We start from the raw sequence: 13,501 nt of genomic DNA, 5'->3' as shown, positions 1-13,501 counted from the left end.
AGATTTAGTTCTAAACGGTTTTTTTATTGTTCAAATTCTACTTTTCTCCTAATTTCATTTCCTAATTCATCAACTACCGTTACAATATGAAAGCCTGTTTTAGCTATGATTGGCATTTCATGGAATGTTTTTGTACTTCCTAAATACTTATTATCTAAATACCAAAACAATTAATGGCGGCAAAACAAACCAAGATTTTGAAACTATAGCATCAACACTTTCACAAATTGAATTTACTCTAAATTGTTCACTCTTATCTAAATGAATTAATTTATGATAAGGACAATTTTCTGTTTTCTTAGCTCTTTTCGGAATCCATTGATTTTTTGATGGACAATTTTCTTGGGCTAAATAGCCTGAAACAGAACAAACCTTAACTTCTTCTAAATCATTAAAAGGGGTTTCAAACCATTTTGATTTGGGTAACAAATGAAAAACATCAAACAAAATCGGCGCTGCACTTTCTACTCCAGTTAATAATGGCCTTCCTTCACCAGTTGCATTTCCAACCCAAACTCCAACTACATATTCTTTGGTTGCACCAATTGCCCAAGCATCTCTACTTCCAAAACTTGTTCCTGTTTTCCAAGCAATTTCTAGTGAAGAATCATAAAAACGCCAAGCCTCATCACCTTCTGGACGATTGACTTCTTTCATAGCATTGAAGGTTTGCCAAATGGCTCCAGCTCCAAATACATTTTTTTGTCGCGTTGACTTTCCAAAATCTAATTTTTTATTGAAATTTAGGTTTAAACTACTTAATTCATTAGTTCTATATTCGTCATTGTTTTTATTGAAATGATTCAACGTGCTTGACATATACGCATAAGAATTGCATAAATCCCATAAGTTTGATTCTGCTCCACCTAAAATTAAGGACAAGCCATAATTACTTGGTTGTCTGTTGATATCACTCAATTTTAACTTTTGTAACTGCTCATAAAATTTATTGACAGAATAATCTTGAAGCATCAAAACAGCTGGAATATTTAAAGAACGTGATAAAGCCTTACTTGCTGGTACAGCACCATCATAAGTCAAATTATAATTTTGGGGAGAATATCCTGAAATTTGTGTTGGAATATCTGGAATTAAAGTATTTGGCAAAAGTTCACCATCATCTAACATAGAAGCATACAAAAAAGGTTTCAAAATACTTCCTGTACTTCTTGGTGCTGAAATAATATCCACATCTTTTTGATGATTTTTATCCGTTGGGCTATTTCCTACATAAGCAACAACATTTCGGGTTTTTACTTCAACAACCAAAACAGAAATATTGTAAACTTGGTTTTGTTTGTACAAATTATAATATTGCCTTACAATTTCATTAGCTTGTTCTTGAACATGCGTATTAATTGTAGTTTTGATTTTCTCTCCACGATTTGTTTTAGCTATTTTTTCGAGTAAATGAGGAGCAATTTGTGGTACATCAAAAGGTTTTTGAGGTAACATTTCTTGAAGTGCTAATTCATAAGTTTCTTTATCAATTACTTCATTTGAAAATAGTTTTTTGAGTAAAATATTTCGTTTTTTAAGCAATCTTTCTTGATTTTTCCCAGGATAAATCAAACTTGGAGCATTGGGTAAAACCGCTAAAGTTGATGCTTCTGCCCAAGATAATTGATTGGGTTGCAAACCAAAATATTTCCAAGAAGCCATTTCTAATCCGACAACATTACTTCCAAAAGGTGCATGAGCTGCATATAATTGTAGAATTTCATCTTTTGAATGTCTAAATTCTAAACGTGTAGATAAAATGAGTTCGATTATTTTTTCTAAATAGCTTCTGCTTTTGCCCTTTCGATGTAATCTAATGACTTGTTGCGTTAAGGTACTTCCCCCACGAACCACTTTATTGGCTTTTCGATTTTGCAAAAAAGCATGATACATGGAAACTGGATTAAATCCAAAATGTTGATAAAAATGTTGGTCTTCAAAAGCAATGATACATTCTTTAAACTTTGTGGGAATGCTATCACTTTCAGGAAAACGCCATTGACCATCTTTGGCAATTTTGGCTCCTAATAATTGTCCGTCATTACTTTCTATGACTGTTGCATAATTATTTTCAAATAATTTTCTGGGTAATGAAAAGTAATAAACTACCATCAAAAAAAGGATGATGGTAGTTTTTATTTTATTGTTTAGTATCCATTTTTTTATTCGTTGAAACACCTTTTAATCCTTTACAATTTTCACCCATTCTCCTTTTGTTCTTACTATATAATTGTTGTCATACATAGCTTCACATTGAATACCTGGGAAATAATAATCTCCTAAATAAGTTGCGTTTAATAAAACCGTAAATGTTCTGGATTCATTTGCTCGAAGTTCAAAATAGAATTGTGTTCTATCATCACGAATATCGATGTAATCAGCCTTATTTTGAGCAAAATCACCAAAATCTGTATAACGTGAATTCATGATTTCAAATCCTGACGGAATAATCTGAGATAACGCTACATTGTCAATATTATCATTGGATTGATTTCTGATAGTAACTTGAGCCACAATTTCAGTTCCTTGTTTGATTTCGTTTAAAGAAATTGTGTTACCATTTCTAGTTTTGAATGTAATGTTTCCGAATAAGTTATTCTGCATAACTTTTTCTTCACCTACAGGTAAAATTCCGCTGTTTAAAACACGGACATAAATGGTATTGTCTTTGTTGTTTTTAATCGTCACGCTATTTGAACCGTTTTTTACCAATAACTTTCTATCTGCAATAGATTTGTTGGAAGTTATTGTTTCGGATTTTCCGTTATTAGTGAAAGAAGCATTGATTCCTTTTCCACCATTTTTAATGGCAAATTTTGACATAGCATATAAACAATAAGCTGTTGTTTGCGTACTCATGTAATTTTTAGAAGAAAGTGAATTAGCAATTTTAGTAGCTAAACCAAATGCTTTTTGATTGTCATTTACTAACAAATACGTTTCTAAAAGCATCGCTCTATTTCTTTCAGAAGAGCCATAATAATAGTAATTTCTATCATTTGAATTATCAACAGAAGTTGAATTTAACAAAGCTAAAGCTGTATTTTTCTGTCCTGTGATTGCGTAAGTTGCAGCTAGTCTTATTTTAGATTCATTTGAAATTCCAGAAGTTTCTCTTAAACGATTCATTGAACCCATATCTGGAACGCCAGCTAAAGCTAAAGTATACAAACGATAAGCTTGTGCAAAATCATTATGATATTGTTGGTTAAACCTCCATTTTTTGGCTTCTGTTTGTTGGTACGAAATCCATTTTTGTTTGAAAGAAATTGGCAAAACATAGCCTTTTTTCTCCGCTTCTAAAAGGAAATGTCCTGCATAAGAAGTTCCCCAATCATCAGCACTAGAACTTCCTGGCCAATAGGACAATCCACCATTTACTTGTTGGAAACCTCCTAATTTTTGAATTCCAGCGTTGATGTTTTTTTGCATTTCTGATTTTCTATTGCCATCTAAATCCATAACATCACCTAAATACAATTGAGGAAAAACACTTGAAGTTGTTTGCTCTACACAACCATGAGGATATTGAATCAAATATTGAATTCGACCATTAAAATCAATTGTTGGAAAAGAAGAAACTTCTAACCTAGCTTTGTTACTTCCTTCGACTCCAAAAGTATTCCATTGAATAGTTTTACTTGAATTGGGTTCAATCACCACATCTACAAAATCATTTGTTATTGGATTTGGATTGGTAACATCTAATTCGACTTCATAAGTAGCTTTTTCATTTCCTGAAGTAGCAATTACTTCAATTTTTCCGATTCCTAAAACATTTCCAACTTCTAAATCAAAGTACACCATTTTTTCATCAGGTGAACTAAAACTTACATTCTGTTTTGAAGCAGAAGTCAATCGAACAGCATTATTGGTTTTTAACTGAACTGTTACATTTTTCACATGATTTTCCATTGCGAAAACCGTAATTGGTAAAGTTACTTTTTCGTTTGGAGAAATTTTTCTTGGAACGGAAGCCAACACCATTAAAGGTTTTCTTACTGGAGTTGTTTTTTCGACACTTCCATAAGCGTTTGTTTTGGCATCACCAGCTACAACCATTGTACGAACTGAACCTATATAATTTGGCAATTCAACTGTATGTAATTTTGTTTGTCCTTTTTCTAATTTGAAAGGCCCTAAATAAATAACAACAGGTTTAAATCGGTTGGCTTTTTTGGAACTTCCACCACCTAAATCTTCATCTCCACCAATACTGAAAATTTGGTTTATTTTTCCACCATAAGCACCAATTACATCATCATAAACATCCCAAGTTTTTACACCTAAAGCTTGTCGAGCATAAAATTTATCCCAAGCATTTGGTGTTTTGAATCGTGTTAAATCTAACAAACCATCATCTACAATTGCTAATGTGTAAGTCATCTCTTTCCCTTCTTTTTCACTTACTTTGATAGTAGTTTTAGTTTCAGGTTTTAAAACACTTGCCATAGCAATTTCAGGTTGAAGTAAAGTGTTTTTATCAACCACTTCAATCGGTAAAATTCCATACATTCTAATTGGAGTATCATTTACTGTTGAAGCATGTGGTTTTAATAATGAAATATTTACATACACATTAGGAGCCATTTCTGGTGTAACAGGAATTTCAACTTTTGTTTCTCCTTTTGTTGTCATTGCCCAAAATGATGAAACTACTTTAGAACCATTTTCAATTGAAATTAAAGCTCTTCCACCTTGACTTGACGGGAAAGAAACGGTTGCTTTTTCACCAACTGTGTATTTTGTTTTATCAGAAGTAAACACTAGCATGTTTGCAGTTGAAGCATCACCAGATTTTGTTTTTCCTGACCAAATTGGCCAATCGATAATTTCCGTTTTGCTTGTTGCATGACCACCTTCATTATCAATTACTCTTATCAAGTATCTTCCCCAATCGTTTTCAGATACTTTGAATTGAACGCTTGATTTCCCTGAAGCATTCGTACTTACATTAAAATTTTTGTAAGCCGTTGTAACTTGAGAAGAATTATATTTAGATAAATCATCACCTGAACTGTTCCACCACCAACGCCAATCAACTTTATACACTCGTGCTTCAAGATTTTTGACTGCTTTTGGTTTGCCATTTTCATCTACGGTAACGATGTCAAAACGATTTACTTTTTCAGTTTCTAACATTCCGTACTTATTCGGTTCTGGACTTTTAATTCCAACATAAGTTTTGTAGGGTGAATAAGTTGCTGTTACTACATCTGTACTAAAGTCACCTCCATTTTCATAAGCTTTGGTTTGAAAAACGACTTTCAATTTTCCGGGTGCTTGATTTTTAATTTTAGGTTGAATGGTAACATTTGTTTTTCCAAAATCATCCACTTTTCCAGAGAATACATTGACTTCTTCTGATGAAAAACTTCTAACGTCATCATCAAAATCATAGTTTGAAAACCCTTTAAAAGCAGTTACTTGTTGCATAAATTTGGCTTGCATATCCACTTTTAAGTTTTTTGCAATTGATCCATGCAACCAAGCTACTTCAATGGTTCCGTTATTGGGTTTGTTGCCCGATAAATTTCCATCAGCAAAACTATTTTTGATTTTTAGACGATTCGGTTTTATGGTTTCAATTTTAATACTTTTATAAAAATGAACTCCACCAATTGATATTTTAGCTTCCCAATTTCCAGTAATGTCTGAATCTTTAGTCACAACTTTAAACTTATAATGATTGTTTTCATTATATTTTTGAACCGCAACATACATTGCTTTTCCTTGCGGATTTGACAATTTGAATTTTAGAGGATGTGTTTTTTCTAATTTACTTTCATTATCATTCAACATAAAAGCTATGTGTAATGTGTCACCTGGTCGCCAGACTCCTCTTTCCCCATAAATATAACCTTTCAATCCCTTTTGTAATTGTTCTCCTCCAACATCAAAGTTACTTACCGAAAGTGATTGCCCTTCATCTAATTTAACATAAGTTGTATTGTTGTCATTCGTCACTATAGCAAAATAAGCGTATTTAGTAATATCTGCATTTACCAAACCTTGAGCATCCGTTTTTATAGTTGCTAATTTTTGTTGTTGAAAGTTGTATAAATCAATAACAGCTCCAGCGACAGGTTCAGTTGTAATGATGTTATTTACAGCAAAAAAGTAAGAACCGTTTTCACCTCTTTTAGCAATTACTCCTAAATCGGTTGCAATTACATTCGTAAAAATTTTGTTGTTATAATAGTATGAATTTGAGCACGGATCATCTCTTTCATTCCAATTGTAATCGTCATAATAGTAATCGTCATCATCATAATAATATTGGTTAGAACGTACTTCATCTTCATCTACAGCTTCCTCTTCTTCTTCGTCTATAGTTGTTGAAGTACATTTATATAATGAATATTTCTTTTTATAGGTTAATTCTACTCTATAAATTGAACCCTGATCAACTGCAATTATTTTAGACAAATCTAATGCATATGCATTCCAATCGCCATAATTAGCTAAATTGTTTGTTTTTAAAATTATGGTTTGTTTTGCTATTGGTTGGGCTACATTCCTAAGATTTTGACTTCCATTAATTTCATTATATTGAAGAAATTGTAGTATGTTGTTTTTATAAATTTGATATACTTTTACATCAACAGCCTTAAGATTAACTGCTTCAAAATTGATTTTTAAATTGTTTGAACTTGGTAGTATAGTTCCGCTTTTTACAAATCTAATCTCAGGTTTTACTTGGTCAAAAGTTACTTTTTCTGAAAAATCGTATTTCATTTTATAACCATCTTCACTTTGAATGCCTTGAAAAACTTCAACTAATAATTCTCCTTTCAAAGATTCAGTAAAAAAGACTTTTAAAAGATTTCCTGCAGTAGCAAATTTTAAATTAGACGCTGATTCAACTTGAACCAAACCATCTAAATTTTGGCCTTTTTTTATGGGATCAGAAAAATTAATCAATAAAACTTGCGCATTGTCTTCTTGAATTTGAGCTGAAATAACTTTGAAATTGTTTTTTCCTGGAATATCAAAATTTACTGTTCCTTGTTGATCAATATCAAGAGCAGAGCCATCCCATAAAATATTTATTTTGCTATCCTCTACTTTTCGTTGAATGCTATCGATAACAAATTTATATTCTTTTGTATTTGATAAATCTTTATCAAATTTGATCTTTAAATTTTTATCCCCTTGGCTCGCTTTAATTATTTTTTTGGCTGATTCAACATCCATGTTATCGCTAAAAGCAATTGTAGCATTAAGATATTGATATTCTTTGCTATACGATTGTAAATCTAATGTGTTTACTAAAAAATCTTGCTTTATAGTTTTTATTGTAAAATTGAATTCTTCTAACTTTTTAGGCACATCTTTAACTTCATCTAAATGAAAAGTTATTTGATATTCTGTGTCCTGTTTTAATTTTTCTGATGGAATAAAAGCAACTGTATTTGAAGAAAGCGCTACAACTTTTCCTGATACATTTGGACTTATTGAGAACAAATCACTGTCTAATTCTTGATTTGGCGTCCATTCTTTATTATCAAAAGCTAAAACAACTCTAAAATCGGTTTCTGCAGAAACTAATCCAGAACTAAAATTAAGAATGTAATCTTTATACAAACTAAAATCCGAATTGAAATTTTCTGATTTTTTTCCACAAGAGTAACTCACAATTAACAATACGATCAACTGTAAATAGCGATTTAACTTCATAGCAATTATTTTTAAAGATTTATCTAATAAAAAACAAAACTCTAATATTGAGTTTATTATTGTCTAAAGATATAAAAAAAATTAAAGCTTAACTTACAAAAATTACCTTTTCATTCTAAAAAAAGCTCTCATCAACAGTGAACAATCTTTTTCTAAAACTCCACTTACAACTTCTGTTTTGGGGTGTAATTGTGTTCCCATTTTTACAAAACCTCTATTTTCATCGGAAGCGCCATAAACTATTTTAGAAATTTGACTCCAATACAAAGCACCAGCACACATTTGGCAAGGTTCTAAGGTAACATAAAGCGTGCACCCTTTTAAATATTTTCCTCCAATAAAATTTGCAGCGCTTGTAATCGCTTGCATTTCAGCATGAGCTGTAACATCATTAAGCAATTCTGTTAGGTTATGACTTCTTGCAATGACTTTGTTATCAATAACAATTATTGCACCAACAGGAACTTCTCCTTTTTCAAAAGCCGTTTCAGCTTCTTGCAAAGCTTTCTTCATAAAATAATCATCGGTGAAAATATCTATCATAATAGCAAAAATACAATTTCAAGTTAGTACTTTTGTCAAATGAAGGAAAATTTACTTTCACATATTAACAATCCTAAAGATTTGAAGAAACTTACTCCAAATCAACTTACTCAATTGGCCAAAGAATTGCGTGAATTCATCATTGATGTTATTTCACAAAGAGAAGGCCATTTGGGAGCAAGTTTAGGTGTTGTAGAATTGACCATTGCTTTACATTACATTTTCAATACACCTGAAGATTTATTGGTTTGGGATGTTGGTCATCAAGCGTATGGTCATAAAATTTTGACTGAACGACGTGACGTTTTTGAAACTAATAGAACTTTAAACGGGATTTCGGGTTTTCCTAAAAGAAGTGAAAGCGAATATGATACTTTTGGTGTTGGACATTCTTCAACTTCAATTTCGGCAGCTTTGGGAATGGCAATTGCTTCTAAACTAAAAGGTGATTTTGAAAAACAACATATTGCCGTAATTGGTGATGCTTCTATAGCAAGTGGAATGGCTTTTGAAGGCTTAAATCACGCTGGAGTAACTGATGCCAATTTATTAGTAATTTTAAATGACAATGCCATTGGAATTGATCCAAGTGTTGGTGCTTTAAAAAATTATTTGACAGCTGTTAAAGAAGGGAAAAATCCAAAACAAAATAATATTATAAAATCCTTAAATTTTGATTATTCAGGACCAATTGACGGTCACGATTTACCAAAATTATTAGCCGAATTAGAACGACTAAAAAAAATAAAAGGTCCAAAATTCCTACATGTTATTACTACTAAAGGGAAAGGATTAGAATTGGCAGAAAAAGATCAGGTTAAATATCATGCTCCAGGGAAGTTTGAAGCTAAAACAGGTAAAATTCATCCTAAAAATGAAGAAAATTTGCCGCCTAAATTTCAAGATGTTTTTGGGCATACATTAGTTGAATTAGCAGAAAAAAATCAAAAGATAATTGGAATCACTCCTGCAATGCCAAGCGGAAGTTCTATGAAATACATGATGGAAGCGTTTCCTGAAAGAGCTTTTGATGTCGGAATTGCAGAACAACATGCTGTAACTTTAGCTGCTGGAATGGCAACGCAAGGCATGGTGGTTTTTTGTAATATTTATTCCACTTTTATGCAGCGTGCTTATGATCAAATTATTCACGATGTGGCTTTGCAAAATTTACCTGTTATTTTTTGTTTAGACAGAGCAGGTTTAGTTGGAGAAGATGGAGCAACACATCATGGTGTTTTTGATATTGCTTATTTAAATTGCATTCCTAATTTAATAATTTATGCCCCAAAAGACGCAATTGAATTAAGAAACATCATGTACACAGCTTCTTTAGGACTAAATCATCCGATTGCAATTCGTTATCCAAGAGGAAGAGGAGAAATTGTGGACTGGAAAAAGCCTTTTGAGATTATTGAAATCGGCAAAGCTGAATGTTTGAAAAAAGGTTCTGAAATAGCAATTCTTTCAACTGGAACTATAGCTTCAAATATAGAAAAAGCTATTGCTGAATTCAGTCAAATTAAAAAAATATCGCATTATCATTTCCCTTTTATTAAGCCTATTGACGAAAAGACCTTAAATGAAATTTTTAAAACGAATTCTAAAATAATTACAATTGAAGATGGCGTTATTATTGGCGGATTTAGCAGTTTAATAAACTCCTTTGCCACTTCAAATACTTATACTAACAAAATTGTTAATTTAGGCATTTCTGACAATTTTGTGGAACAAGGAAGTGTTAATGAATTACAACAGATTTGCAAAATTGACGTTATATCTATATTAAAAACTATTAGTACTATATAAACATGTTTAAAAAAATAATATTTATCATAGCTTCATTACTCCTTTTTCAAAATGGGTTTTCTCAAGTTATAAGAACTAAATTGCCTGACACAATATCATATTGGAAATCAAAAAATAAAGTTGGTTTTGATATTTCACAAATTTCATTTGTAAACTGGAATGCAGGTGGAAACAATTCGATTTCTGGACTTTTGAAAGGAAATTTTAAAAGAGATTACAATATTGAGAAACTCAATTGGGACAACGAATTAATTTTTCGATATGGAATAAACAAACAAGAAGGACAAGAGTTGAGAAAGACAGATGATCAATTACAAATTAACTCAACAGTTTCTTTTAGGAATGATACTATTTCAAAATGGTTTTATGCCGGAAAATTTAATTTCAATACGCAATTTTACAATGGATATGCTTATCCAAATACCGATGTTTCTATTTCTGCTCCTTTTGCACCTGCTTATTTTTTCTTAGGAATTGGTGCTGAATACTTTAACAAAAAAGAACATCTTAGATTTTATTTATCTCCTTTAACTCATAAAACAACTTTAGTTCTTAATCAAAGGCTAGCAAATGAAGGTGCTTTTGGTGTAGATAAAGCAATTTATGATGAAAATGGGAATATAGTTTCTTTAGGAAAAAAATCAAGAACCGAACTAGGTGTTTTAGTTAGCAACGAATGGGAAACAGAAATTTATAAAAACATTATGTTTGAGAATCGCATTTCTTTATATTCTGATTATTTAAACCATTTTGGAAACATAGATGTTAATTGGCAAATACAGTTTGAAATGACAGTAAATGAATATGTAAAAGCAAGTATCGGAACACAATTAATTTATGATGACGACATAAAAACCAAAAAACAAGTAGATAACATTCAAGTTATTTCTGGCCCAAAAATTCAACTAAAACAAATTATGGGAATAGGAATAGTATACGAATTCAAGAAAAAAACCATCACTACAGGATAGCGATGGTTTTTAGTTTTCTTTTTAAGATAGCGCTTGCTCTAAATCATCAATTAAATCATCTATATCTTCTACTCCAACACTCAAACGAACTAAATCATCAGTAATTCCAATTTCTGCTCTTTCTTCTTTGGTTAAAGAACCGTGAGTCATAGTGGCTGAATGATTTGCCAAAGATTCTACTCCGCCTAATGACTCTGCTAAAGTAAATACTTTTAATTTTTGAAAAAAAGCAACAGCATCTTCCATTTTTCCAGATTTAAAAGTAAATGAAACCATTCCTCCAAAACCACCAATCATTTGTTTTTTTGCAATATCGTGATTTGGATGGCTTTCTAATCCAGGATAATAAACTCTTTTAACTGCTGAATGTGAGCTTAAGTATTCAGCTACTTTTATTCCATTTTCACAATGGCGTTGCATTCTCAAATGTAAGGTTTTGATTCCTCTTAAAACCAAATAACAATCCATTGGTCCTAAAATTCCACCTGTTGCAAATTGTGTAAAATGTAATTTTTCGCCGAGTTCTTTATCTTTCACGATTAAAGCACCAGCAATCACATCTGAATGTCCTCCTAAATATTTTGTTGCTGAATGCATTACAATATCAGCACCTAAATCCAAAGGCTTTTGCAGATAAGGTGTTGCAAAAGTATTGTCTACAGCTAAAAGTAATTTATGCCTTTTAGTAATTTTAGAAACTTCAGCAATATCAGCTAATTTCATTAAAGGATTTGTAGGTGTTTCAAGCCAAACTAATTTTGTTTTTTTATTTATTAAAGATTCGAGCTTTTTTAAATCAGTCATGTCAACAAAATGGAACTTTATTCCAAAATCTTGATAAACCTTGGTAAACATCCTATAGGTTCCACCATACAAATTGTCTATCGCAATAACATCATCACCTGGTTTTAGCATTTTCATTACAGCATCTGTAGCCGCTAAACCCGAAGCAAAAGCTAAACCTCTTGTTCCGTTTTCTATACTTGCTAAAGAATCTTCTAAAGCTGTTCTAGTTGGATTTGCTGATCTTGCATATTTGTATTCACCAATAGGTTTACCTGGACTGGTTTGTGCAAAAGTTGATGTTTGAAAAATAGGAGTCATTACTGAACCTGTTGTTTTTTCATGGTGTTGTCCACCGTGTATGGTTTTAGTATTGAATTTCATTTGTAGAATTTTGTTAAAAATAATTATTTTAAAGACAATAACTACCGTATTTTTGCATTCAAATTAAAATTTTAGACCAAATGGATAAAATATACTACTTAGCTTCATGTGATACTTGTAGAAAAATCATTAAATCTTTACCAAAAGGAATTGAATTAGAATTTCAAGACATCAGACAAGATAAAATTACAGTTGAAGAAATAGAAAAAATGCACGAATTAGCTGGAAGTTATGAAGCCTTGTTCAGTAAAAGAGCTCAATTATATAAAGAAAGAAATTTAAAAAATCAAAAACTGACTGAAGACGATTACAAAGCATTGATTTTAGAACATTATACCTTTTTAAGCAGACCTGTTTTTATAATAAAAAATGAAATATTTATAGGAAACACACAACCTAATATTTTAAAACTAATGAAGACTTTAAAAAATGTCTAAAAGGATCTTAGCCTTAATTGGCGCAACATTTGTCGCTTTAATTTATGGTGCAACTTTTATTTTTGCTAAAGAAGTTATGCCTATTTATGTAAAACCTTATGGCTTTATTTTAATAAGAGCTATTGGTGGTGCTTTTTTATTTTGGCTCTTAACCTTTTTTGGTCCGAAAGAAAAAATTGCTTTAAATGATTTTCCAAGAATAATTGCAGCTGCTTTATTTGGTGTCGCGATAAATCAACTGACTTTTTTTAAGGGATTAAGCATGACTTCACCGATTAGTGCATCAGTAATTATGGTTACTGCTCCTATTTTGGTTTTGATTTTATCGGCAATTCTACTAAAAGAAAAAATTAAACTCAAAAAAGTCATTGGAATATTTATTGGACTTACAGGAACTTCAATTTTAATACTTTATGGAAAAGATATTGAAAACAGTCCAAATGCTAGTTTTGGTAACTTTTTAGTTTTTATTAATGCTTCAGCTTATGCCGTTTATTTGATTATTATTAAAAAACTGATCACTAAATATCATGCTTTTACATTTATTAAATGGATTTATACTTTCGGATTATTGTTTGTACTTCCTTTTGGCTATCAAGAATTTATAGAAATTAATTGGGAAAGCATTCCAACTACTATTTATTACAATATTGGTTTTGTAGTTTTGTTTACAACATTCTTAGCTTATTTAATTAATCTGATGGCAATGAAAGAATTAAAGCCTACAACTTTATCGGTTTTTATCTATTTACAACCATTATTTGCTTCAATAATTGCAATTAGTCTTCAAAAAGATGAACTTAATTTTATTAAGGTAATTTCAGCTATTTTAATTTTTGTTGGAGTGTATTTAGTTACTCATAAAAAGAACCTAAAAACTACTGAAGAGTAAAA

The 13,501-nt window shown here is 31.0% G+C and carries 7 protein-coding genes and 1 pseudogene; 4 read left to right on the top strand and 4 right to left on the bottom strand.

Annotated elements, in window-relative coordinates:
* Positions 1-23: 23 nt before the first annotated feature.
* From pbpC to AACZ53_RS00155, 3 genes and pseudogenes are all read right to left on the bottom strand, one after another.
* Positions 24-2,112, bottom strand: a pseudogene (gene pbpC / locus AACZ53_RS00165) (penicillin-binding protein 1C).
* Between the two features lie 69 nt (positions 2,113-2,181).
* The gene (locus tag AACZ53_RS00160) at positions 2,182-7,680 is read right to left on the bottom strand and encodes an MG2 domain-containing protein (RefSeq protein WP_339833260.1); all 5,499 of its coding nucleotides are present in this window, start codon (positions 7,678-7,680) and stop codon (positions 2,182-2,184) included.
* A 102-nt stretch (positions 7,681-7,782) separates the two neighbouring features.
* A complete protein-coding gene (locus tag AACZ53_RS00155; RefSeq protein WP_339833257.1) occupies positions 7,783-8,223 on the bottom strand; it encodes a nucleoside deaminase in 441 nt (146 codons plus the stop codon).
* Between the two features lie 39 nt (positions 8,224-8,262).
* Between AACZ53_RS00155 and AACZ53_RS00150 the strand changes: the two genes are divergently transcribed.
* Together AACZ53_RS00150 and AACZ53_RS00145 are read left to right on the top strand one after the other, a co-directional pair.
* Positions 8,263-10,032 (top strand): 1-deoxy-D-xylulose-5-phosphate synthase, encoded by a 1,770-nt coding sequence (locus AACZ53_RS00150; RefSeq protein ID WP_339833254.1) that lies wholly within the window; start codon positions 8,263-8,265, stop codon positions 10,030-10,032.
* 2 nt (positions 10,033-10,034) lie between these two features.
* Positions 10,035-11,003: a DUF3078 domain-containing protein gene (locus AACZ53_RS00145; RefSeq protein ID WP_339833252.1), complete on the top strand. Its 969-nt coding sequence runs from the start codon at positions 10,035-10,037 to the stop codon at positions 11,001-11,003.
* 21 nt (positions 11,004-11,024) lie between these two features.
* On the opposite strand, the gene AACZ53_RS00140 is transcribed toward AACZ53_RS00145, so the two are convergent.
* Positions 11,025-12,170 carry a cystathionine gamma-synthase gene (locus tag AACZ53_RS00140; protein ID WP_339833250.1) on the bottom strand — a complete coding sequence of 382 codons (1,146 nt, stop codon included), beginning with the start codon at positions 12,168-12,170 and terminating at the stop codon, positions 11,025-11,027.
* Positions 12,171-12,250: 80 nt separating this feature from the next.
* Here AACZ53_RS00140 and AACZ53_RS00135 point away from each other — a divergent pair, with 80 nt between their 5' ends.
* The gene (locus tag AACZ53_RS00135; protein ID WP_339833248.1) at positions 12,251-12,607 is read left to right on the top strand and encodes an ArsC/Spx/MgsR family protein; all 357 of its coding nucleotides are present in this window, start codon (positions 12,251-12,253) and stop codon (positions 12,605-12,607) included.
* Positions 12,600-13,499 carry a DMT family transporter gene (locus tag AACZ53_RS00130; protein WP_339833245.1) on the top strand — a complete coding sequence of 300 codons (900 nt, stop codon included), beginning with the start codon at positions 12,600-12,602 and terminating at the stop codon, positions 13,497-13,499. The genes AACZ53_RS00135 and AACZ53_RS00130 overlap by 8 nt, the downstream gene beginning before the upstream one ends.
* Positions 13,500-13,501 lie beyond the last annotated feature (2 nt).

The organism is uncultured Flavobacterium sp. (assembly GCF_963975005.1).
GTDB lineage: Bacteria > Bacteroidota > Bacteroidia > Flavobacteriales > Flavobacteriaceae > Flavobacterium.
Note: the sequence above shows the minus strand (reverse complement) of the source record. Positions and strands in the feature narration are given on the sequence as shown.